General features: G+C 63.0%; 21 protein-coding genes and 4 pseudogenes. 8 read left to right on the forward strand and 17 right to left on the reverse strand.

The features are described from left to right. The first annotated feature begins 16 nt into the window (after nt 1-16). Nucleotides 17-1,101: pseudogene (locus A2G06_11330) on the forward strand (hypothetical protein). Continuing rightward, a complete protein-coding gene (locus A2G06_11335; protein ANA40772.1) occupies nt 1,098-2,708 on the forward strand; it encodes a hypothetical protein in 1,611 nt (536 codons plus the stop codon). Before A2G06_11330 ends, A2G06_11335 begins: the two are co-directional and overlap by 4 nt. Here the strand turns inward: A2G06_11335 and A2G06_11340 are convergent. After that, nucleotides 2,653-3,600, reverse strand: a complete 948-nt coding sequence (locus A2G06_11340) for a transporter (protein ANA40773.1) — start codon at nt 3,598-3,600, stop codon at nt 2,653-2,655. The genes A2G06_11335 and A2G06_11340 overlap by 56 nt on opposite strands. A gap of 198 nt (nt 3,601-3,798) precedes the next feature. Continuing rightward, nucleotides 3,799-4,536 carry a histidine kinase gene (locus A2G06_11345; GenBank protein ANA40774.1) on the reverse strand — a complete coding sequence of 246 codons (738 nt, stop codon included), beginning with the start codon at nt 4,534-4,536 and terminating at the stop codon, nt 3,799-3,801. A 162-nt stretch (nt 4,537-4,698) separates the two neighbouring features. On the opposite strand from A2G06_11345, the pseudogene A2G06_11350 reads away from it, so the two are divergent. Continuing rightward, a pseudogene (locus A2G06_11350) lies at nt 4,699-5,804 on the forward strand (4Fe-4S ferredoxin). 7 nt (nt 5,805-5,811) lie between these two features. Here the strand turns inward: A2G06_11350 and A2G06_11355 are convergent. The 15 genes and pseudogenes from A2G06_11355 to A2G06_11425 all read right to left on the reverse strand — a co-directional run bounded on the left by A2G06_11355 (nt 5,812) and on the right by A2G06_11425 (nt 17,073). Continuing rightward, complete coding sequence (locus tag A2G06_11355) at nt 5,812-7,497, reverse strand: ubiquinone biosynthesis protein UbiB (protein ANA40775.1); 1,686 nt, start codon at nt 7,495-7,497, stop codon at nt 5,812-5,814. Beyond that, the gene (locus A2G06_11360) at nt 7,491-7,808 is read right to left on the reverse strand and encodes a phasin superfamily protein (GenBank protein ANA40776.1); all 318 of its coding nucleotides are present in this window, start codon (nt 7,806-7,808) and stop codon (nt 7,491-7,493) included. The genes A2G06_11355 and A2G06_11360 overlap by 7 nt, the downstream gene beginning before the upstream one ends. A gap of 83 nt (nt 7,809-7,891) precedes the next feature. Further along, entirely contained in the window at nt 7,892-8,545 is a 654-nt protein-coding gene (locus A2G06_11365) for a hypothetical protein (protein ANA40777.1), read from the reverse strand. Next, a complete protein-coding gene (locus A2G06_11370) occupies nt 8,538-9,515 on the reverse strand; it encodes a hypothetical protein (protein ID ANA40778.1) in 978 nt (325 codons plus the stop codon). Before A2G06_11370 ends, A2G06_11365 begins: the two co-directional genes overlap by 8 nt. Continuing rightward, on the reverse strand, nt 9,516-10,235 hold the full coding sequence (locus A2G06_11375) for a hypothetical protein (protein ID ANA40779.1): 720 nt from the start codon (nt 10,233-10,235) through the stop codon (nt 9,516-9,518). A gap of 3 nt (nt 10,236-10,238) precedes the next feature. Continuing rightward, nucleotides 10,239-11,297 carry a virion core protein (lumpy skin disease virus) gene (locus tag A2G06_11380; GenBank protein ID ANA40780.1) on the reverse strand — a complete coding sequence of 353 codons (1,059 nt, stop codon included), beginning with the start codon at nt 11,295-11,297 and terminating at the stop codon, nt 10,239-10,241. 115 nt (nt 11,298-11,412) lie between these two features. Continuing rightward, nucleotides 11,413-11,625, reverse strand: coding sequence for a hypothetical protein (locus A2G06_11385; protein ID ANA41665.1), 213 nt, complete (start codon nt 11,623-11,625; stop codon nt 11,413-11,415). Further along, nucleotides 11,625-12,167 carry a hypothetical protein gene (locus A2G06_11390; GenBank protein ANA40781.1) on the reverse strand — a complete coding sequence of 181 codons (543 nt, stop codon included), beginning with the start codon at nt 12,165-12,167 and terminating at the stop codon, nt 11,625-11,627. Before A2G06_11390 ends, A2G06_11385 begins: the two co-directional genes overlap by 1 nt. A 48-nt stretch (nt 12,168-12,215) precedes the next feature. After that, nucleotides 12,216-12,347 (reverse strand): hypothetical protein, encoded by a 132-nt coding sequence (locus tag A2G06_11395; protein ID ANA40782.1) that lies wholly within the window; start codon nt 12,345-12,347, stop codon nt 12,216-12,218. Between the two features lie 10 nt (nt 12,348-12,357). Continuing rightward, nucleotides 12,358-13,073: pseudogene (locus A2G06_11400) on the reverse strand (PEP motif-containing protein exosortase substrate). A gap of 288 nt (nt 13,074-13,361) precedes the next feature. Further along, the gene (locus tag A2G06_11405; GenBank protein ANA40783.1) at nt 13,362-14,090 is read right to left on the reverse strand and encodes a DnaA regulatory inactivator Hda; all 729 of its coding nucleotides are present in this window, start codon (nt 14,088-14,090) and stop codon (nt 13,362-13,364) included. A gap of 13 nt (nt 14,091-14,103) precedes the next feature. Further along, the gene (locus A2G06_11410) at nt 14,104-15,120 is read right to left on the reverse strand and encodes a Holliday junction DNA helicase RuvB (GenBank protein ANA40784.1); all 1,017 of its coding nucleotides are present in this window, start codon (nt 15,118-15,120) and stop codon (nt 14,104-14,106) included. A 3-nt stretch (nt 15,121-15,123) separates the two neighbouring features. Continuing rightward, nucleotides 15,124-15,723 (reverse strand): Holliday junction DNA helicase RuvA, encoded by a 600-nt coding sequence (locus tag A2G06_11415; protein ID ANA40785.1) that lies wholly within the window; start codon nt 15,721-15,723, stop codon nt 15,124-15,126. Beyond that, complete coding sequence (locus tag A2G06_11420; protein ANA40786.1) at nt 15,720-16,214, reverse strand: crossover junction endodeoxyribonuclease RuvC; 495 nt, start codon at nt 16,212-16,214, stop codon at nt 15,720-15,722. Before A2G06_11420 ends, A2G06_11415 begins: the two co-directional genes overlap by 4 nt. Nucleotides 16,215-16,329: 115 nt before the next feature. Continuing rightward, nucleotides 16,330-17,073 carry a transcriptional regulator gene (locus A2G06_11425; protein ANA40787.1) on the reverse strand — a complete coding sequence of 248 codons (744 nt, stop codon included), beginning with the start codon at nt 17,071-17,073 and terminating at the stop codon, nt 16,330-16,332. Between the two features lie 161 nt (nt 17,074-17,234). On the opposite strand from A2G06_11425, the gene A2G06_11430 reads away from it, so the two are divergent. The 5 genes and pseudogenes from A2G06_11430 (at nt 17,235) to A2G06_11450 (ending at nt 22,268) form a co-directional block, all read left to right on the forward strand. Beyond that, nucleotides 17,235-17,627 (forward strand): hypothetical protein, encoded by a 393-nt coding sequence (locus A2G06_11430; GenBank protein ANA40788.1) that lies wholly within the window; start codon nt 17,235-17,237, stop codon nt 17,625-17,627. Nucleotides 17,628-18,105: 478 nt separating this feature from the next. After that, on the forward strand, nt 18,106-18,876 hold the full coding sequence (locus tag A2G06_11435) for an IclR family transcriptional regulator (protein ID ANA41666.1): 771 nt from the start codon (nt 18,106-18,108) through the stop codon (nt 18,874-18,876). A gap of 128 nt (nt 18,877-19,004) precedes the next feature. Further along, a complete protein-coding gene (locus A2G06_11440; protein ANA40789.1) occupies nt 19,005-19,313 on the forward strand; it encodes a hypothetical protein in 309 nt (102 codons plus the stop codon). A 14-nt stretch (nt 19,314-19,327) separates the two neighbouring features. Then, a pseudogene (locus A2G06_11445) lies at nt 19,328-21,353 on the forward strand (cation acetate symporter). Between the two features lie 606 nt (nt 21,354-21,959). Continuing rightward, nucleotides 21,960-22,268 carry a hypothetical protein gene (locus tag A2G06_11450; protein ID ANA40790.1) on the forward strand — a complete coding sequence of 103 codons (309 nt, stop codon included), beginning with the start codon at nt 21,960-21,962 and terminating at the stop codon, nt 22,266-22,268. Nucleotides 22,269-22,277 lie beyond the last annotated feature (9 nt).

Here is a 22,277-nt window from a genome sequence, read left to right on the forward strand (position 1 = left end):
ACCGGAGGAACGAACCATGCTCACCAACACCGTCATTCCCCTTGCTCAGCGAACTGTTGCCAGACACCCCGCGCTCCTCTCGGTGGCCTCTGCGGCCACGGGGCTCCTGCGGCACATGGCGATCAAACCCCACACCCCGTCATCCCGGCCGCGCGAGCTGGCCCTGCGCCGGCGCCTGCCCAGCGTTCACGCGGTGCGCAGCCAGATCTTCCGGGAAAAGGGAACGGGCACCCAGCCCACCATCGTGATCGGCGGGTTCGTCCCGGACGCCACTGAAGCGGTGGAGTTCCAGCGGGAACTGTTCCGCCGGCACGGTTCGGTCTACTATCTGAATTACGCGCGGCACGGCTTTTCCGTTGAGATGTTCTTTGCCCAACTGGCCGACCTGGTGGAAGATCTGAACCGGCGGGGCGAGAAACCGGTCATCTTTGCCATCAGCTTCGGCTGCTCGCTCCTCTCCCGGTTCCTGCGGGAGCGCTACTCCGACGAGGGCCTGACCGTGGGCGGCATCGTAATGACGAGCCCGGTCCTCTGCACCCAGGACTTGGTACGGCCCGAGCGGGAAAAGGGGGGCGGCGTCCGGATGCTGGAGAGCAGCCTCAGGCGCATCCTCAGGCAGAGGCCACGAAGGAGGATGAACTCGAGCGCCAGATCGAGCGGGCCCGGCGCTGCTTCCAGGCCCTGTTCGAAGCCGGCGCCGTGAACCGCATCCTCTCCCACCGGCACCTTTCCATCCGCAAAAAAATCATGTCGGTGCTGCAGACCACGTCATGTCTCGGGGGATACGAGCGGGTGCTGGCGCTCAAGGATGCCGCGTTCACCGCGGTCGGGCCGCTGTTCGCCGGGCCGGCGCTGGTCATGCTCGCCGAGGACGAGGAGAACGTCCTGGCCCCCTCCTCCCCCACCCTGGCGGCCCTGCGCGACACCGGCGTCCGGGGAGAGCTCTTCCCCCGGGGCAAGGTCAGGACGGTGGCCTCGCCCATGAGCGGCGACACGGTTCCCCATGCCTCGCTCATCTTTCACCACCACTGCTACAACCCCCTGATCGAGGCATGGTACGACCGTCTGGCGTCCCCCCTGCGCATCGCGGTGGTTTCATGATCAGGTCAAGCATCGACCTGATGCTCAAGGCAGGGGCCGCGGCCCTGGCAAAGAACTTCGAAAGCAGGGACCCGATTGCCAGCCAGCGGGAAATCCTCGCCCGACTCGTGGTAACGGCCGCCGTCACCCGCTTCGGCCGCGACCATGGCTTCGCGGAACTGGCAGGAGAGCCCTTCGACCGTCTCTATGCGGAATTCCGGCGCCGGGTGCCGATCCGCACCTATGCCGACTTCTGGCGCGACTATTTCTCGGCGTGGCAGAGCGATGCCAACGGCAGCCAACGGCTCCTGCTGGAGGACGTGACCTGGCCCGGCCGGATTCCCTTTTTCTGCGAGACCTCCGGCACCACGGCACCCACCAAGTACATCCCCTTTTCCCGGGAGATGTTCGCCGCCAACAAGCGGGCCGCCCTGGATCTCACCGCCTGCTACCTGCACCGCACCCCCCGCAGCCGCCTGTTCCAGGGAAAGCTCCTCTACATGGCCGGCAATACCCGGCTCACCGATCTGGGCAACGGGGTGCAAAGCGGCGACATGAGCGGCATCACCCTGCGCCATCGCCCCTTTTACCTGCGCCCCTTCGTGGCGCCGGGCATGGCGGTGTCGGCCCTGCCCTGGGAAGAAAAAGTGGTGGAACTGGCGGGGCTTCTGTTGTCGGACCGCTCCATCCGGGGCATCTCCGGCGTTCCTCCCTGGATCATCCTCCTCCTGCAGCGGGTGGAAGAGATGGGGCACCGCCCCATTGCCGAGCTCCTTCCCAACCTGGAACTGATCATCCACGGGGGAACGAGCATGAAACCGTACCGCCGCGAATTCGACGGCCTCTTTCCCCGACGCCGGCCCCATTTCCTGGAGGTGCTCCCCTCCTCCGAGGCGTTCATGGCCTTCCAACTGCCGGGCGAGGACCGGATGCGGCTCGTGCCCCACTACGGCGCCTTCTTCGAGTTCATCCCCATCGAGGACCTCGACGAGGGGGGGACACCGGCTCCCGACGCGCCGGCGGTTCCCCTGGAGGCAGTGGAGACCGGCCGGCGCTACGCCGTGCTCCTCACCACCTGTGCGGGACTGTGGCGTTACCACATCGGCGACACCCTGCGTTTCACCGCCCTGTCCCCCCACTTCATCGAATTCACGGGACGGGACCGGTTTCTGGACCGGTTCGAGGAAAAGGTGACCCAGGGGGAGGTGGAGGAAGCGGTGGCCCGGCTCAACCAACTGGACGGGATCGAGGTAAGGGAGTTCATGGTGGGCCCCGATATCGGGGAGCGGCGCCACCTGTGGGTACTGGCGGTGGGCGAAATGAACGAGCGGAGCGACGACGTCCTGGGGAGACACCTGGACGCCACGCTCCGCTCGCTGAATGCCGATTACGCCACGTTCCGGAGCCAGGGACGGATCGCCGGGCCCCGGGTCGTGACGGTGAGCGGGGATGTCATTTACCGTTGGTCCAAAGAGGTGCGCGGCAAGCTGGGGGGACAGAGCAAGATCCCCCACGTGGACCCCACGGCGGAAGGTGAGATGGTGGCAAGCCTTGCGGCCTTTGCCGACGGTTTCAGGCCTGCTGGATCGCCGACAGCTTCCAGGAATTCGGCCCCACGGGACGGGTAAAGGTCCAGAACTCCTCGAACTTCACCGGCTCCCGGTCGCTGCCGGAGACAACCCGTCCCTCTTCGTCCGTGGTGTAGTCGAGAAGATTCGCCAGGAAACGGACCGTGATGAAATCACAGCCCTCCTCTTGCCAGGCCTCCACGATCTCCACCTGGCGCACGGCGATATTCTCCAGCCGATTCACCCGGCCCTGCGCCTTGAGTTCAGCCACGTCGTTCTGGAGCGCCCGCTCCATCTCGGAGGCGAGAACCTCCCGCGCCGACGAGAGGTCGCGCCGCGTCCACGCCCCCTGGACCCGAAAAAAGACATCCTGGGCCAGTTGACGGAACTGCTCCTCGCTGAACGATCCGTCCATCTGGCGGACGTGGGCCAGCCCCGAGTCGGCCCCGGCTGCGGGGACGGGTTCCGCGGGGTGCCCGTAGCGGTACTGCTGGGGCGCCACAGGCTCCTCACGCCCCCAATCGGGTGCGCGGCCAAGCGTGGCTGCGGCTTCACGGCGCCGGGACGCCACGAAACGATAGATCAGATAGAGAACGCCGCCGATCAGCAGGATATCGAAGAGCCCCACGCCGCCCGTACCGGGGCCCGCGAAACCGAGACTGCGGAAGAGCATCCCGCCGAGCAGGCCCCCCACGATACCGCCGGCCATGCTGCGGAGGAAACTGCCGCCCTGCCGCTGCTGGGGAAAAGTCTGGGGAACAGCGGGAGCCGGCTGGGGCCGGGAGGCGGGAGCCGGGTCCACCGTCCGGGCCGGAGGACGGTAGGTGCGCGTGCCGCGGCTGCCGAAGGAACGGCCGCCGCCCGCCCGTGCCTCGGCCTCGTAACAGGCAGCCGCCACCAGCGACAGGGCAAAGGCCACCGTAACCACTCGAACCATCATGCGTGAAATCATCATTGCCACCTTTTCTGGTATTGAATATGCCGGCCACTGTACTCCAAACCGGCGCCGTTTCCCAGAGGCGCGGAAAAAACCCAGCCACGGAGCCGGGTTGACCGGCATCGAGCGTTCCGTATCCCGGACACGAAACAGCCGGCTCCCCTCTCCGGGAAACCGGCAGTCATGGCACCCGGGGACCGGGTTCGGGCTCCGCTACCCCCGCCTGCGCAGATAGGCCAGAAACTCATCCCGCGACAGTTCTTTCTTCCTCACCAGGTGGTCCATCTGGCGGGACAGGGCCAGCCGTTCCCCCTCCTTCATGGCATCTTTCACAAGCACGAAGAACGGAACGTTGCGGACCTGCGGATAGAGCCGGAAGCGCTCGAGCAGCTCGAAGGCGTGCATATCCGGCAGCGTGACCGAACAAAAGATCATATAGGCGCGGCCCGTGGTGGCAAGGGCCACGGCCTCCTTGCCCGTGTAGGCGTTGACCACCTCGAAGCCGAGGGAGGTGATGGCCTTGGCAACGTTCTCCTCCCCCTTCTTGGAGACCACCATCACCTGGAGGTCCCAGGTATCCGCCTCATCGGTCAGCCCCAGGACCGTGAGCTTCTTCATGATGTAATCAGTCTCGATGGGGAGGGTGAAAAAGCCAGCGGCCGGGAAAACGCCCCCGATCTTCCCCTCCTGGCTCAGGTAGACCGGCAGGACCGGCACATCGCGGGTGGCCGGGTTGTTCTTGATATCCAGCAGGATCCCCCAGCCGTCGTGGGAGAACGGAGATACGTCGAGGACCACGCCAAGGGGCTTGGCGTCGCCGAAATCGTCCCTCCCCCTGCACACTACCGAGTAGCCCGCATGCCTGAGATAGTCGAGCACCGTGGCCGCGCGCTCTTCCTCACATCCCAATCCCATCAGCCAGAGTTCCGGCTGCTTCGCTGAATCACTCATGGCATCCCCCGATCTGTGGCGGCTGTTTTATTAATTAACAACATAACAAAATTTATCCCGACCGCAAGGAAAAGTTAGCAATAACTGGCTGTTGACGTTGAAAATGCCGCGCCCCTGTGCTAGCGTCCATCTCACCAACATTCACTACAAAGGAGATGCGTCATGCCGAGCACCGTTTACTTCAGCGACATGCGGGCGGGACACAAGGAAAACCTCTTCGCCAAGATCGGCAAGCTCATGATCCTGGCTGGCGCCAGGGAACGGATCGCCACGGGCGACCTGGTGGCGGTAAAGGTCCACTTCGGCGAGCGGGGAAATCATGCGTTCATCCGCCCCATTTTTATCCGGCGCGTGGTGGACGACATCAAGGGGTGCGGCGGAAAGCCTTTCTCACCGACTCCTCCACCCTCTATCCGGGCGAGCGCAAGGAAGCGGTCTCCGCGCTGATCTGTGCCATCGAGAACGGCTTCGACTTTGCGGTTGCCGGCGCTCCCCTCGTCATGTGCGACGGACTCCGGGGCAACTCGGCCACTGTCGTTGAGGTGAACGGCGAACTGCTGAAAAAGGTCCCCATCGGCTCCGCCATCGTCGAGGCCGACGCACTGGTGGCCGTCTCCCACTTCAAGTGCCATGAGCTGACCGGCTTCGGCGGCGCCCTGAAGAACCTGGGCATGGGCTGCTCAAGCCGCGAGGGAAAGCTGACCCAGCACTCCACCGTGGCGCCAAAGGTGGCTGAAAAATACTGCACCGGCTGCGGGCTCTGCCTGAAGGCCTGTGCCCATGACGCCATCGCCATCATCGAGGGGAAGGCCAAAATCGACCCGAAGGCGTGCGCCGGCTGTAGCCGCTGCATCACCGTCTGCCCCACCAAGGCCATCACCATCCAGTGGAACGAGGCCGCCGACCTGGTCATGAAGAAGATGGCAGAATTCGCCAAGGGAGCCGTAACGGGCAAGCAGCACAAGACCCTCTTCCTCAACTTCATCACCCAGGTCTCCCCGGCCTGTGATTGCTACGGCCACGCCGACGCCCCCATCGTGAACGACATCGGCATCTGCGCCTCCACCGACCCCGTCGCCCTGGACCAGGCCTGTGCCGACCTGGTCAATGACGCCGTGGGGAACCAAAATACGGCATTGGCCACCGGCCATGAGCCGGGGGGCGACAAGTTCCGCGGGGTTCACCCGGATATCGATTGGGAAATCCAACTGGAGCATGCCGAGAAGATCGGCGTGGGGACACGCGAGTACGATCTGGTGAGAATCTGAGGTTTCGTTACAGCCGTCCTGACCGGATGATCGCCACGACCCACCAGAGGCCGATGAAGCCGGCAATGGTGTAGCCCATGAAGGCGAACACCGGGAAATCGAGAAACTTCGGCCCCTTGTCGGTCTGCATGACAATGGACGAGCCAACGATCAGGGCGGCAATGATCAGGCTGGAGGAAAGGCGGTTCACGGACTTGTCGAACTCCCGCATGGCCCGGTCGAGGCCCCGGTGTTCCAGGTCGATCTTGAATTTGTTCCGGTTGATCCGGTTGAGGAGCTCCTTCAGGTCCCGCGGCAGGTTGCGGGCCAGGGTGAAGTAGGAGAGAAAGTTCGAATTCATCTCCCGGATCAACTGGCGGGGAGAGAAGCGGTCGCGCACGGCCTGCTTCATGAAGGGGCGCAGGTGCTCCACCATATCGAAGGTGGGATCCAGCTCGCGCCCCATCCCCTCGATGGCCACCAGGGCCTTGGCCAGCAGCATGAGGTCGGGCTGGAACTTGATGTGATAGGTGGTAATGACCTCCAGAAACTCCAGCAGCACCCGCCCCACCTCGATCTCCTGGAGCGGGGTCTCGTAGTAGTTGTCGATCAGGCCGGCCAGGTCCCGCTTGAGGGCCCGGGTATCCAGGGTGTCGGCGATCTCCCCCGAGTAGAGCAGCAGCGAAATCACCTCGTCCACGTCCCGCTGGACGATGGCCAGCAGGATGTCGGTGAGGTACCCCTTGAGCTGGGCGTCGAGCCGCCCCACCATGCCGTAGTCCAGCAGGCAGATGACGTTGTCCGGCAGGATGAGAACATTGCCCGGATGGGGATCGCCATGGAAGAAGCCGTGGGTGAGGACCATCTTGAGGAAGGCATCGGCCCCGCGCCGGGCGATGAGCCGGCGGTCCATGCCCGCGCGTTCCAGGGCCGCCGTGTCCGACACCTTGATCCCGTTGATGAACTCCATGGTAAGGAGTCCCCGGGCGGTACAGTCCCAGTGGACCGTGGGGAAGTAAAGGGTCGGGTCCCCCGCGAAGTTCTCGGCAAAGCGCTCGATGGTATGCCCTTCCCGCGCGAAGTCCATCTCGCGGCGGATCGTCCGGGCGAACTCCTTCACGAGCCCCACCGGGTCGTAGATGTCGCTGCGGGGAAGGTGACGCTCGGCCAGGACCGCCAGCCCCATCATGGCGTCGATGTCGGTCTCCACGGCCTCCACCACGCCGGGACGGCGGACCTTGATCACCACCTCCTGGCCGGAAACGAGCCGGGCACGGTGCACCTGGGCGATGGAGGCTGCCGCCAGGGGCTCGGGGTCGATGAAGGAGAAACGCTCCTCCGGGTCGCGACCAAGCTCGCGGCTGATCTGGTCCAGGGCGTCCTCGAAGGGGAACGATGGCACCTGATCCTGGAGCCGGGCGAACTCCAGCACGAAGCTGCGGGGGATCACGTCCGGGCGGGTGGAAAGGATCTGGCCCAGCTTGACGAAGGTGGGGCCCAATTCTTCCAGGGCAAGCCTCATCCGCTCCGCGGGCGAAAGCCGGGTCAGCTCCGGTTCGGGCTTGCGGAAGAGCCGGCGTCCCCGGGCAACGAACCGGGAAAGCCCCATGAGCGACAGGGCGTGCTCGAAGCCGTACTTGACCAGTACCCGCACGATCTGCCGGTAGCGGCGCAGGCTCCGGATGTTGCGGTTGAACTGGAAAACGCTCAGCATTCGGTGCTCGGGTCTCCGATGCCGGCTTTTGCCTCAAGGGCCTCAACCCGCTTGGCAAGCCGGTCGTACTCCTCGCGGGGGACGAGCCCAAGACGGTCAATGGCCCGTTTGACCTCCACGTCGGCCATCTCCTCGATGCGCTCCCTGACATCCTTGGCCATGGTCTGGATCTTCTCCAGGATCGCCTTCCCTTCGTCCTCACCCACCTTGTATTTTTCCTTCAGATCAACGAGACACTCCTCCACCTTTTTCTGGGACAGGGACACGACCCCCAGGCCGGTCAGAAATACCTTCTCGAACAGTTCGATCATGGGGTGCTCCTCCTTTCATGGACATCACACGGAACAAAAGTACCAGAAATCACGTAAAAAACAAGCGGCCCGCCACCCGCGCCTCACATCTCCAGGTCCAGGTCGGGCTGGAACAGCCGCCCGTCCCGGAGGTCGAAGGGGATGGTGATGAGCCTGCCGGTGCCGCAACGGACGAGAAATGCCTCCAGAAACCGCTGGTTCCCGCGCCGCTCCCCTGCCACGGTGGCCAGTACCACCGGCTCGGCCAGGGTCAGGGCATCAGCCTCGCGAAAAACAATGGGAGCCACCGCGGCGGGACTTCCGGCGGAACGGCCGAACGCGGGAGCACGGAGCGTCAAGAGCCGCCCCGCCCGCAGGATGGATGCCGGCCTGGCGGCAAAAGCGGGCACGAAGACGAACGGCGGCTTCTCCGCCCGGGCAGGGTCAGGCGTCATGATGGCGCCCGTCAGGGACAGGTAGTCGCGCAGGGTTGCCGCCTCGCCGCCGGCGTTCACGGCACGGAACGGGAAGACCCAGAACGGGAGCCGCGCCATGGTGCGCCGCGCCCCGGGCGGAGCATCCAGGTCGGGCCCGGCCGCGTGAACGACCTGGCGCAGGACCAGGGTTTCCCCCTCCAGTTCCCGGAACGTGCCGCACCCCTGGCAGGGGAAGATGACGTCCGCTCCCGTGGCTGAAAGGCCAGCGCCGCAATCGGGGCAGCGGAGCGGGATTACCCGCAGATCGTGCCGGTCAGCCAAGCTCCACCTCCCCTCTCTGTTCCACCAGGCCGAAGAACCAGATGGCCAGACGTTCGATCGACAACCCGCCGTTGGCGGCGTGCCAGGCCAGGAAAGCGCCGGCGGCCATAAACCCGACCAGCGGATGGAGCGTGAAGGCATAGATCAGGAGCGTGACCGTCGCCAGGGGGCGCAGCACCGTAATCCGCACGGCGGACGGAAGGCGCCCGGCGAGGACGCGGCCGTTGACCCCGTCCACGGTCACGTGATAGAGCCGCTCGCCGCGGGAAAACGTGAGGTTCCAGACCGGATACGAAATAAGGGCGAGGCGCTCCCCGCAGAGGGCGAGACGGCCGGCCGAGCGGAGCACTCCCTTTCCTCCGCCCCGGGACCGGGCCTGGGCCAGTGCTTCCCGCCGCACCTGCTCCGGCGTCGTGACCGGGTCAAAGACCGTGCCCCGGCGGGAGACCTCGGCGAAATCCATCCCCGCAAGCGGCAGGACCGCGCTTGCCACGGCGATGCCCCGCAGGCCGAAGCGTGACGTATCGCTGGCGGGAGAGCTGTAGTCCACGGCAATCATGACCGCCTCGGTGCCGCTTTCCGCGGGCCCGCGCACCTCCCGAACCGTGCGCATGCCGTTCCCGTCGTACTCTTCCTGCCGAACCCGAGTCTCCCGCTCGGCCCAGAGCCAGCCGGCCGCATGGCCCCGCAGCCGCCAGAAGGGGAGGAAGCAGAGCTCGCTCCCTTCGAACCGGAGCAGTTCCACCATCTTCGGGTCGCCATCGGCAGCCGCCGCGGCCTTGCGGGCAGCAGCGCGGGCCTGGGCACTATCAATCCGCTCATCAATAACAAATCGGGGAATGCCCGCCTCGCCGGAAACCGCCAGAGAGGTTCCGCAGGAGGGACAGGGAGCATTGCGGTTTCCTTCGCTGAACGAAAAGGGGCTTGCACACTGGGGACAGGATATGGTGACCGTCTGCGGCGCGCCCATTCACTCCCCCCGCCGGAGCAATGCGGTGCAGGCCGGCCAGGCAACGGCCAGCACGGCAGCGAAGACGGCGGCCCTGAAAAGGTGGCTCTTCACGGCCGGGCCGGCGACAATCAGCACGAGGGCGAAACCGGACACCAGCGCCGCGTGGCGAAACGGCACCGGCACGGACCGGGCCGGCAGGGGCGTCAGGAGCGCAACTCGCCGGTCCACCGCCGAGACCAGTGCCCGGCAGTCGTGGCCGGCAAGACGGAAGGAAAGGAGATAGAGAGGGAGATAGACGAGGCTGAGGGAGGTGCCGCCACGGCCGGCCCCTTCCCCCAACGCTTCGTCGACCGGGATGTCCGGCAGGATGAAGTCGTTCTCCGACGGGACGAAGAGGAGGTCGCCGCCGGGCAGGACCGGGACCGGCCCCTGAGGCCAGGGATGGCGCAGGGCCGGCACGAGCCGCGTCCCCCCGTTTTCCGGCCGCGAGAGCCAGAAGGGCGCAACCAGATACTCGCAGCCGGTCCGCTCCACGGCCTGTCCGGAACCATCCCGCTCAAGGGAGGCGGCCAGGGCGCTCCACGCCACCCGATCGTCCCGCTCGTGGGCCAGGTGATATTCGGCAATGCCGATGCCCCGCTCCGCCATGAAGGATGAACCGCAGAAGGCACAGCCGTGGAAGCGGGTATCGGTGCGGGCCTCCGCCGGAGCGCCGCACTGGGGGCAGGCGACGGTCACCGCCTATGCTCCGGCCTGTCGTCCGCAGCCAGGACAGAAACGGGCCTCCGCCGGCAGCGGCTTGCCGCAGCCGGAGCAAAAGCCGGATTCGACCGGGGCGCCGCACTGATGGCAGAACTTTCCACCCGCCACCAACGGCGCCATGCAGCGGGAACAGTTGCCCGTGCCAACAGGAGTGGGCGCACCAGCACCCTGTGCCATGGCATTCGCCACCATGCCGGGGAGGATCATGCCGAGACCGGCGCCGACCCCGATTCCCATCCCCTGGGCGGCCTCGCCGCCCCCCTCGGCCGAGGCCGCCGCTTCCAGACTCCGGGCCGCCTTGAACTTCAGGTAGCGGTCCACATCGCCGGCCGCCTCCATGGAGGTGCGCTCGTCGATGGCCTTCTGGACCTCCGGCGGAGGAGTGATCGCATTCACGTAGAGTTCGGCCAGCTCCACGCCGAATCCGCCGAAGTCTCCGGCCAGACGCGCCTTGAGCGCCGCGGAGGTCTCATCGTAGCGGGCTGGCAGATCCAGAACCGAGTCGATGGTTTCGCCCAGATAGTCGTTGAGCCGCGCCACGATGATGTCGCGGAACAGCTCCTCCAGCTCGCTGCTGGTGTAAAGCCCCCGGGTTCCCACCAGAGCGTTCACCAGGAGCTGCGGGTCGACCACTCGCAGGGTGTAGGTGCCGAAGGCCCGCAGCCGCACCATGCCAAAGCGGCTGTCCTGGAACGCCACGGGTTCCTTGGTGCCCCAGCGCAGATCGGTGAAGGTCTGCATCCCCACGAAACAGACTTCACAGCGGAAGGGAGAGGTGCCCCCCCAGGGGAGCGACAGGAGCTTGGTCAGGATCGGCAGGTTGGCGCTGGTCAGGGTATGCCGGCCGGGGCCAAAGCAGTCGGCGACCGTGCCGTCCCTGAAAAAGACCGCCCGCTGACTCTCCCGCACCACCAGTTGGGCGCCGAACTTGATCTCGGCGGAACCCGCGGGCGGAATGCGGCGCACCACCTCCCGGCCGCTGTCGTCAAACCACTCGATTACCTCGAGAACTACCGCGTTCATGCTGTTGATCGCCACGGGGCCCTCCGTTCGCGTGATGACACTCCCGACAACGACCGTTTTTCGATCGAAGCAAGTTGTAGCATTTATCGGTCTTCAGAGGCAAAACTTAAGGAATTTCAGCAGGAACGGCTTATTTTCTCAGCAGCCAGAGGATGAGGGAGAGCACCAGGGATATGAGAATACTGGTGGCAAGGGGGAAATAAAAGGTGAAATTGTCCCGTTTCACGTAGATATCACCGGGCAGGCGGCCGATCCACGGAATTTTGCCGGCAACGGTGAGGAGCACGCCCACGGCCGCAATGACCAGCCCCATGACGATGAGCGACTTGCCGAAGCCCTGCATCATTTTTTCCCCTGCCGGGGATGGTAACGGTCCTTTTCGCTGTAGATGCAGCCACAGTACTGCTGGCGGTAGAGCCCCATCTCCTTGGAGACGCGGATGCCGTCCTGCCAGCCCCGGCGATAGTCGTCGTAGGCAAAGGTGACGCCGTGGCGCGCTGCGGCCCGCTCGGCAGCGATCCTGATGTCGTCGTGCTTCTGGTAGCGGCTGTAGAGGAGCGATGAGGTGAACCCGTCGAAGCCGCCCGCCGCCGCTGCGGCCGCTGCCGCATCCAGGCGCGAGAAATAGCAGTACCAGCAGCGCTCCGCCGGATTGCCGGCCACGGCGGCCAGAAATTCCTCCAGGCGATACTCGTCCCGCACCTCCAGCGGCAACTCGATCCGGTCCGCATATTCCAGGACCGTGTCGAGCCGGCGGCGGTACTCCTGGTAGGGGTGTATGTTGTGGTTGAAAAAGAAACCGGTGACATCCGCCCCGCTGTCGCGGAGCCGGCTTACCGGATAGATGGCGCAGGGGGCACAGCAGATGTGAAGCAGTAGTTTCATGGGGCAACGACCTCCTGATCGGCATACCAGTTTAGTCGTTATGGAGCGTCAGCTCAACCACCTTTTTGGCAGATGCCTGCCGAAGAAGGCCGGTACGCCGTCACTGCCCGCGGCCTGCACCGCAACGAAAAGAGGGGAACGCACCCCGCGCTCCCCCCTGTCCTTCCAACAGTCGGTCATTCTTTTCCGGCTAGCCGCGCTTCATCCGGTAGAGTCCAAGACCTGCGATTCCGATCCCCAGCAGCAGGATCGTACCGGGTTCGGGCACCGGAGCATGATTGCCGTCCTCCGATTTGCCGGCCAGGAACAGGCTGCCGCCGTTGATGTCATTGGAAAGCCCCATCAACCGGACAGCGGTCAGTTCCACGAACGACTGAAGGTCCGCGAGCGAGAATGCCAGAAAATCGACTGCGGAGGAGTTGAAGTCCATGTAAAACACGTCACTCTGGCCGCTTTCACGCCGGAGGAATTGATGGACCGCCCGTCGCCCTCGGTGGCCGCGAACTCAAACACGTACTTGTTGTCGATCACGGGAGTGAACTCATCACCGTTCTGGGGAGGAGGGAGGGTACTGAGTTTCTTTTCGAAGGCCACCCACTTGAGAGAGTCCTGATCGTCGCTGAAGGCGCCCCGGGACGGATTGTAGATCGCGGTGGGGAGAACACCCGAGAACGTGAACGCAAAGGCCGTTGCCGTGCTGCCCGCCCCTATTACCGACGCCGGCGCCGCGGTGTACCTGATCCCCAGGGTGTTGGCGTCCTCCACGTAGGCGGTCATGGTTCCCCAGGAAGCGCCGCCGAGATAATCCTTGTCGGAGTAGGTGTACGTGAGGCTTATCGCATGGGCCGTGGTTACGGTCAGCATGACGATCAGCAAGGAGAGTATGAACATATGTTGTGTTTTCATGGCTGTCCCCTCTCTTTGTGATGGGTGGTAGTGCTTCATACTAGCTTATTGCAATTAGCAGGCCAGCCATATAACTATTGAATCTACAAAGAAATAGGCCTCAATCCCGGAAAAAGTACGCCATAAAACCGTAAACAGTTCCGACGGTTTTTCCGTCCCAGGGACAACCTTGCCGGTAACACGTTAAAATCATTATTCAATTTTGTCGCAAAAACTTACATTTCGCTGTCGTGGCAAGCAAATGAAACCTTACAGGAGACTACCGGGGCAGGCGGTGGAAGACAAAACCTAGAGAAACGCCAGTGCCTCGCGCGCCAGCCGCAGGGTAATCTTCCGCTTGGCGCTGAAGGCGTAGCGGGTGATCGCGTCCAGCGCCGCAACGAGGGACGGCACGTCGCGGCGCACATGCACCAGGAGGTAGTCGACCACGTCGGTGGGAAGGATGATTTGACGGTCATCGGCCAGCTTCTGCATGATGCGGCGACGGGAATCGTCGTCCGAGATGTCGGTTTTGGCCACGAGACCCCAGAGCAGGCGCGAAGTCAGGTGACCATCGAGGGTAGGAAGTTCGTTGGGGGGATGGAGTCCGGTGATGGCTATGGGCCTGCCTGCCTGATAGAAATCGTTGAACAACTGCCAGAGCTCCACCCGGACACTCTGCTGGTCGGGAATCAGGTGAAGATCGTCCACAAGCAGGGCCGGTGCGCCGCGAAAACGTTCGGCCAGCCTGGAAACGTTCTCAACCGGGTACTCGCCGTGGTAGATCTCGTCAACATCCTTGAAAGAGATGCATGGCACCGCCGCAAGCCCCGCCCGGCCCGCGAAGCAGGCCCCCATTGCCATGAGCAGATGAGTCTTGCCCGAACCGGAGGGCCCATGGAGGTAGAGGAGATTTTCCGAGCCGCTTTCGTCCGTCAGGCGCCGGGCGAAACGGCAGGCAGTCTCATTGCCGGCACAGATCACGAAATTGTCAAACGAGTATTTGGGGGTGACGGGAAAGTCAAAGACGAGTTGCATGACGGGAAACGGCCTAGAAGAGCGCGCCTTGCCCGGGCGCGGGCGCAATGCGGCCGAAGTGCTCATAGGCGGACTTCGTGGCCACGCGGCCCCGGGGGGTGCGGTTGATGAAGCCGTGCTGGATCAAAAACGGCTCGTAGACATCCTCGATAGTATCGCGCTCCTCGCCGATGGCGGCGGCTATGGTGTCGAGCCCCACGGGCCCGCCGCCGAACTTGTCGATGATGGTCAGCATGATGGTGCGGTCCATCTGATCGAACCCCTTTTCGTCGATCTCCAGGAGCTTGAGGGATTCGTCCACCACCTGAGCGGAGATGACGCCATCGGCCCGGACCTGGGCAAAGTCCCTGACCCGGCGCAGGAGACGGTTGGCGATCCGGGGCGTTCCCCGGCTGCGGCGGGCCAGCTCCCGGGCACCGGCGGGTTCGATCTGGATATCGAGGATGTGCGCCGACCGGGTGACGATGGTGGAGAGCTCCGCATCGGTGTAGAACTCCAGGCGCGAGATGACTCCAAAACGATCCCGCAGCGGCGACGAGAGGAGGCCTGCGCGGGTGGTGGCCCCCACCAGGGTGAACCGGGGAAGGTCCAGCTTGATGGTGCGGGCACTGGGGCCCTGGCCGATGATGATGTCGAGCTGGAAATCCTCCATGGCCGGGTAGAGGATCTCCTCCACCACGTGGGAGAGGCGGTGGATCTCATCGATGAAGAGGACGTCGTGGGGCTCCAGGTTGGTGAGGATGGCGGCCAGATCGCCCGGGCGCTCGATGACCGGCCCTGACGTGGACTTGATGTTCACCCCCATCTCGCAGGCAATGATGTTGGCGAGCGTGGTCTTGCCCAACCCCGGCGGACCATAGAGCAGCACATGATCCAGGGCCTCGCCGCGCTTTCGGGCCGCGTCGATGAAGATCCGCAGGTTCCCCTTGGCCTTTTCCTGGCCGATGTAGTCGTCCAGGGCGCGGGGGCGCAGTGATGATTCGACGTAGTCGTCGTCGGTCTTTTCAGGGCTTATCGTTCGAGTCGTCATGGGCTATTTCATCAGTACCCTGAGGGCCTGCCGGAGCACCGCTTCGGTGGAGGCATGGGGCTCGACGCTCATCTCGGCCAGCACCTTCCGCACCACCGCCTCCTTGTAACCGAGGTTCACGAGGGCCGAGGCCACGTCGTCGGCCACCTCGGCGGGGGCTTCGCTGGAGGGCGCCTCCTGGGCCGACGGCGCCATTCCCATCTTCCGGACCTTTTCCTTGAGTTCCAGCACCAGCCGCTCGGCGGTCTTTTTGCCGATGCCGGGTATGGACGAAAGCCTCACGAGATTCCCCTGCACAATGGCGGCGGCCAGTTCCTCAGGCTGGATGTTGGACAGAATGTCGCGGGCCATTTTGGGGCCGATGCCGGACACCGAGATGAGCCGTTGAAAGAACTCTTTCTCGGCAATGGTTCGGAAGCCGAAGAGGCTGATGGAATCTTCCTTCACATGGGTATGAATCGAGAGGGAAACGGTCTTTCCCTCCTCGGGAAGCTCGTAATAGGTCGAAAAGGGAATCTGGACCCGGTAGCCGACGCCGTTCACGTCGATAATGATGGCGTCGGGGGATTTGTGGGCAAGCCTGCCGGTAAGAAGGGCAATCATCGGATGCTCCGCAGCACGGATTTCATTACTGCTGAATTGGCGTGGCAGACCGCCACGGCCAGGGCGTCGGAGGCATCGGCCTGGGCGATCTCGGGGAGGTTGAGGAGCGATTTGACCATCTGCTGCACCTGCTCCTTGCGGGCGTGGCCATAACCGACCACTGCCTGCTTCACCTGCATGGCCGTGTACTCGCTGACCGGCAATCCCGCGTTCACCCCGGCCACGATGGCGGCCCCGCGGGCCTGGCCCAGCTTCAGGGCGCTCTGGGCGTTATGGGCGAGGAACACCTGCTCCACAGCCATGGCATCGGGTCGGTACTCTGCGATGACGCAGCGCAGCCCCTCGTAGATCGCGTGGAGACGGAGCGCGAACTCCCTGTGGCTGTCGGTATGGATGGCGCCGTTATCCACGTGCACGAGGCGGTTGCCGATCTTCTCGATGATGCCGTAGCCGGTGATGCGCGAGCCGGGGTCGATGCCGAGAACTCTCATGGGGAGACATTCTGCCACAGAGGGCGCGGAGAGCACAGCAGAAAAAAAAACGCGCGAAAGGAGAGACCCGGCTTCCGACTTCCGCGCTTGAACCAACCGGGGTGGCAGGGCCCGCCTACATGAGCTTTTCCATCTCCTCAGTGGAGATGTCGAAGTTGGCATAGACGTTCTGGACGTCGTCGTTGTCCTCGAGGCGGTCCATGAGCTTGAGCATGTTCTCGGCGTTCTTGCCGTCGAGTTTCACCATGGTCTGGGGAATCATGGTGATCTCGGCGGATTCGAAGGGGAAGCCGGCCTGCTCGAGCGCCTCGCGCACGTCAATGAACGCTGCCGGGTCGGTGAGCACCTCGTACTGCTCCTCTTCGTCCGCCACGTCGTCCGCGCCGGCCTCCAGGGCCGTCTCGAAGAGCTTTTCGAAGTCAACGTCCCTGGACAGGACAATGAGCCCCTTCTTGTCGAACATCCAGGAGACGCATCCCGCCTCGCCCATGTTGCCGTTGCACTTGGTGAAGGTGCTCCGCACCTCGCCCACCGTGCGGTTGCGGTTGTCGGTCATGCACTCCACCAGCACCGCCACGCCGCCGGGGCCGTATCCCTCGTAGATGATCTCTTCGTAGCTGACCCCTTCGAGCTCGCCGGTCCCCTTCTTGATGGCCCGCTCGATGTTGTCCTTGGGCATGTTCTCGGCCTTGGCCTTGTCGATGGCGGCACGCAGGCGCGGGTTGCCGTTCGCGTCGCCGCCGCCGATTTTGGCGGCAACGGTGATCTCCTTGATCAGCTTGGTGAATACCTTGCCGCGCTTGGCATCGGCCGCCCCCTTCTTGTGCCTGATGGTGCTCCATTTATTATGTCCCGACATGCGGTTGGTCCTCCTGTCCCTAAAAGTCAGCCACCGGCCTTAAACCGGGAAATACTATCACGGGAAATTCCGGGTTGTAAAGGCCCAAACTTCATGTAAAATAGCGGTGCCGGCACCGCTACGGAGCGTCGGAATCCCATCCATTCCCAACGAGGTATCGCATGCCAACCAGCACCCCTCTGGCCCCCCTCGCCCGCCTTGCACGACGCGTCTTCCTGGCCGGCACGGCAGCGGCGCTCCTCGCCGCATGCGCCACCACTCCCCAGATAGCCGACGAAGCAGACCGGGACCTTCCGCCCATCCTGGCCCAGGACGAGATTTTTCGCCCCTACGTGAAGATTGGCACCGTTGAAGTGAACCTCAAACGCTATGGCCGCATTGAGGAACTTCAACAGGAAGCCGAAGAGTGGGCCCGTGACGCCCTGAGCATCGAAGCGTCCAAAATCGGCGCAGACGCCGTCATCCTCCCCGAAGTCCGCATCGAGAAGAACACCTACATCATCTTTCCCGTCATGTACGTCAAGGGAAAGGGGACCGCCGTCAAATTCCAGTGAAGCCCCGCCCGCACCCCGCACTTCTGAACCGGGCGGCCGGGTTTGCGACCGGAGGATGATGCGGTGAGACCGGCCTCCCCCCAAGAATGCAACAACCGGATGCGAGACGCCCCCTGCGCTACCGACCGATTCAAACTCAGCCAACGCAACGGCCCGGCACTACGCCGGGCTGCCCCCAACCAACAACCTCGTTCGTAATCACGTCTCAAAGACCGCCCAACAGCATAATGCCCCGCCCGTATTTTCCTCGCTTGATTTTTCAATAAACCATGTTCTACTTATCAACAGAACGTTTATTCGCTCTCGTTTTTCAACCTGTTTATCACCTATAATATTGAATTTACAGGGATTATTTTTAGATAAACTTTTCAAAACAAAATTATATTGACGGAATTAAAACGCCGTGTTAGTTTTCCAACAAAATATAACGCTGTTTTTCAAACACCCCGATCACCACGGCGTGACAGGAAAGGGAATGATGACGAGGGAGAAAAGCTCATACGCGGTACAGACCGTTGAAAAGGCCCTCGATATCCTCGAAACGCTCACGGACGAGAGCCGTCACGCCACCCTTCCCTATCTGGCCGAAAAGCTCGACCTGTCCCGCAACAAAGCGTTCCGGCTCCTGGCAACCCTGGAGAGCAAGGGGCTGGTTGAACGGGACGAGACGAGCGGTGTTTATCGCCTGGGCATCTCATCTGTCGAACTGGCCCAGAGGCTGCTGAACAGCACGAGCCTCATCCGCCACGCCCACCCGATCATGGAAAAATTGGCGCGCAAGCATGACGAGGCCGTCTATATCGCGGTCCTCAAGGGGGACGAGGTCCTTTTCCTGGACATGGTGGACTGCGAGCAGGCCATCAAGACCGCCCCCCTGGTGGGACGGCGTTTTCCCTTTTTCAGCAATGCCGCCGGCAAAGCCATCCGGGCACTGGAGTCGACCGACCTGCTGGACCGCTTCCTCAAGAAGCGGGGGCGGAACGGCGGTTCCTTCGACCCAGCGGTACTTCAGCAGGAGTTGAAGGCCGTGCGCGAGCGCGGCGTTGCCGTTGATTTCGACGGCCTGGGCGAGGGGATCGTGAGCGTTGCCGTGGCGGTACGCGACTATGCGGGCAAAGTCATCGGCGCTCTGACCCTGCTGGGACCCTCATTCCGCATGATGGCATCCCGCATGGAAAACGAGATTATCCCTTCGCTGCGCGAAGGGGCGGAAATACTCTCCATGAAGTTTGGCTACGCAAAGCTGTGACCGGAGAACTGCCAGAACAAACCATGGGCGAAAGGGGGGAGGAGACGTAGAGGATTGCGACGAAAGGCAACGGGAGCGGGACGCTGCTCCCTGGGAATGCAAATTCACGACGAAAGGAGTAACGAACCATGGCAGAAAAACAGTACGATTGGGCGTCAATAGCCAAAAACCCCAAGTTCGTCGAGCTCCACCGGAAGAAGACCACCTTCCTGGTCGGCTGGTGGGTGTTTTCGACCGTCTTCTACTTCCTCCTCCCCATCGGTGCGGCCTATGCACCCGGCCTCTTCAAGATCAAGATCCTGGGACGGATCAACTTCGGCTACCTGTTCGCCCTTTCCCAGTTCTTCGTCTCCTGGGGGATCGCCATGTACTATGCCCATGTGGCCAACAAAGACTTCGACCGGCTCACCCGCGAGCTGGTGGATGAGCTCAAATAGGAAGGAGGTCTGTGATGAAAAAACTGATTGCCGGTATCACTCTGGCCCTTTCCCTGGGCTCGTTCGCCTTCGCTGAAGAGCCGGCCAAGGCCCCGGCCGCCCCCGGCGCTCCGGCTGCAGCAACCGCTCCGGCCGCAACGACTCCGGCTCCGGCGGCAACCGATGCCGCCAAAGCGGCAACGCCGGCCCCGGCTCCCGAAGCGAAGCACACCGTGAAGGCCAACCCGATGGTCACCATCCCCATCTTCCTGATCATTATCGGGGTCACCATGGCCGTTGTGGTCTGGTCGGCCAAGAGGACCAAGTCGGCCGCCGACTTCTACACCGCCGGCGGCGGCATCACCGGCACCCAGAACGGATGGGCCATTGCGGGCGACTACATGTCCGCCGCCTCGTTCCTGGGGATTTCGGGCATGATCTCCCTCTACGGCTACGACGGGTTCATGTACTCGGTGGGCTGGCTCGTGGCCTACATCACGGTGCTCCTGATCGTGGCCGAGCCCTGCCGTAACGCGGGCAAGTACACCCTGGGCGTCTCCCTCTACGGCTACGACGGGTTCATGTACTCGGTGGGCTGGCTCGTGGCCTACATCACGGTGCTCCTGATCGTGGCCGAGCCCTGCCGTAACGCGGGCAAGTACACCCTGGGCGACATCCTCTCCTTCCGCACCGAGCCCAAGGTCGTCCGGGCCGTCTGCGCCATCTCCGTCGTTGCCGTCTCCACCTTCTACCTGACCGCTCAGATCATCGGCGTCGGCATCCTCATGCGGCTACGTCGTGTTCGGCGGCATGACCGCCACCACCTGGGTCCAGATCATCAAGGCCGGCCTCCTCATGACCGGCGCGGGCCTCCTCTCCGTCCTGGTCGGTCTCAAGGCCGGCATGAACCCGTTCACGTTCTTCAACGACATCGCCACCAACCCCAACATCATCGAGCACGTGCAAAAGGTCGTTCTCAAAGACCCCGTTGCCGTGGCAGGCTTCGATTACGGGCAGCGCTTCCTTGAGCCGGGCCTCTTCCTGAAGAACCCGCTCGACCAGATTTCCCTCGGCATGGCGCTGGTGCTCGGCACCGCCGGCATGCCCCACATCCTGATGCGCTTCTTCACCGTGCCCACGGCCCAGGCCGCCCGCAAGTCCGTTATCGTGGCTATGTTCATCATCGGCTCCTTCTACATCCTGACCACGCTCCTTGGCTTCGGCGCCGCCATCCACGTGACCCCGCAAGGGATCACCGCAGTCGACAAAGGCGGGAACATGGCCGCCATGATGCTGGCCCAGCAACTGGGCGGCGACATCTCCCCCTTCCTGGGCGACCTGCTCCTGGCGTTCCTGTGCGCCGTTGCCTTCGCCACCATCCTGGCCGTGGTGTCGGGTCTGGTTCTGGCCGCTTCCGCTGCCATCGCCCACGACATCTACGTAAACGTCATCAAGGACGGCCACGCCGACCAGCACGAGCAGGTCATGGCCGCCCGGATCACCTCCCTGTGCGTCGGCGCCGCCGGCATCCTGATCGGCATCGCGGCCGAGAAGCAGAACGTGGCCCACCTGGTGGCCCTGGCCTTCGCCGTTGCCTCCTCGGGCAACCTGCCGGTGGTGGTCATGTCCCTCTTCTGGCGCAAGTTCAACACCGCCGGCGTCGTGTCGGGCCTCGTGGTCGGCACCGTGGCATCCATCGCCCTGGTGATGGTCTCCCCCAACATGACCTACCCGAAGGTCGTTGCCGCCGACGCCCAAAAGGTCGTCAAGAAGCTGGAAGAGAAGCAGGCCGGCGGTGCGGTCCTTTCCGAGAAGGAGATGAAGGATCTCGACAAGGCCAAGGGCGACTACGAGAAGAACAAGGACGGCAAATCGTTCCTCGGTCTCGACAAGCCGCTCATCACCCTGAAAAACCCGGGCATCATCTCGATCCCGCTGGGCTTCATCGCCGCCATCATCGGCTGTCTGGCCTTCCCGAGCCGCCGTTCCGAGGAGATGTTCGACGAGATCTACGTCCGCCAGAACACCGGCATCGGCATGGCAAAGGCCATCGACCACTAAACGGCACGCTGATCATCGGCACACCCGCAGGTCACGGGGGAAGGGAAACCTTCCCCCTTTTTTCATATGTTTTCATACCCACGTTTGATATCAACCGGAATTACTTCATAAAATACCATTAGCAAAATCCCCTCACCCAGCGTGGCGCCATTCGTTTCAAAACGAATACCAGGTATCCGCGCACCACGATAGCACCCATACCCACCTTGAAAATAAACAGACTGTTTGCTGCCATTCTATTTATTATTATTTAATTTCAATAACTTACAACCGGTTTCTTGTCCAAATAAAAAACTATTGCAAAAAAATATACAGCCGTTATATTAGGAACGCATTTCAGGTCAATAAAATGACGTTATTTCAGAGTGTTTACACCGCATTTCCGATGTCACACCAGTTGTACCCCCCGGCACCATTGTCATTAACAGCCCACCGGTCTCTATGCCGGAGCCCTGCCCCAGGCGGGGAGACATAACCGGCCCATACCCGCATGCCCACAATGAAAGGAGGACACGAAACCGAAACCGAGGACGTCACAAGCGCTTCGGTACAGGGCGGGACGCCGCTCTCGACGCGCTTACCACACATGAAAGGAGTAACTGAACCATGGCAGAAAAGCAGTATAACTGGAGCGCCATCGCGAAGAACCCCAAGTTCGTCGAGCTCCACCGGAAAAAGACCACCTTCCTGGTCGGGTGGTGGGTCTTTTCGACCGTTTTCTATTTCCTCCTCCCCATCGGCGCAGCCTATGCACCCGGCCTCTTCAAGATCAAGATCCTGGGACGGATCAACTTAGGCTACCTGTTCGCCCTTTCCCAGTTCTTCGTCTCCTGGGGGATCGCCATGTACTACGCCCATGTGGCCAACAAAGACTTCGACCGGCTCACCCGCGAGCTGGTGGATGAGCTGAAGTAAGGAGGAATG

The organism is Geobacter anodireducens (assembly GCA_001628815.1).
GTDB lineage: Bacteria > Desulfobacterota > Desulfuromonadia > Geobacterales > Geobacteraceae > Geobacter > Geobacter anodireducens.